The 566-nt window shown below is 61.7% G+C and carries 1 protein-coding gene; it reads right to left on the bottom strand.

Annotation, left to right across the window (positions count from 1 at the left end; translation table 11 throughout):
• Nucleotides 1-316: 316 nt before the first annotated feature.
• Nucleotides 317-566, bottom strand: a 250-nt coding sequence (locus TEK04_RS21265) for a hypothetical protein (RefSeq protein WP_432277366.1), incomplete at its 5' end; no start/stop codon positions are given.

Raw genomic sequence — 566 nt, 5'->3', positions numbered from 1 at the left:
ATCGGCCGCGCTTCGTCCGAGAAATGTTGCTGTTCAACTCGCCTGATAGCTTCGTTTAGTATTACTTGGAATTGAATCTTCCCGTGTTCCTGGCTGTTCAACCGGTCTCCACCGAAGTCTGGCATCTCCAAGGATGCGGGCCTGGGACGCCAACGTGTCACGGGACGTCCTGTAGATGCGGTGTTGGTCAGGATTCCATATCCGCAAGCTGATGAGTAGCTGGTATCTAGATCGCGGATGCATTGGGACACCGGCTCGTGAGGCCCCGGTCGTGCGCGTTGTCAGAGCCGTGTGCGGCCGGGCTGCCATCGGACACTTAGCCAGTGGAGCGCGCGCTTGCTGCCCAGACTCGCTCGATCGAGTCGAGGTAGGTGTCTGCCATGCCTTCGGCGTCTTGTCGGCGCAGGTGGAAGACCGGGGCGTGTCCTCCGGGGTGGCCGTAGACGTGGGTGTTGACCAGCATCTCGTCGTCGGCGCAGTCGATCGAGTTGTAGAGCAGTGTGTGGTGTAGTCGTAGCTCGGCGCCGGCCTCGATGACGGGGCGGAAGCCGACGAGGGCGGGGTGG

Source organism: Klenkia sesuvii, from assembly GCF_037083825.1.
GTDB classification, from domain to species: Bacteria; Actinomycetota; Actinomycetes; order Mycobacteriales; family Geodermatophilaceae; genus Klenkia; species Klenkia sesuvii.
This window is presented reverse-complemented; position numbering and strand designations above follow the sequence as displayed.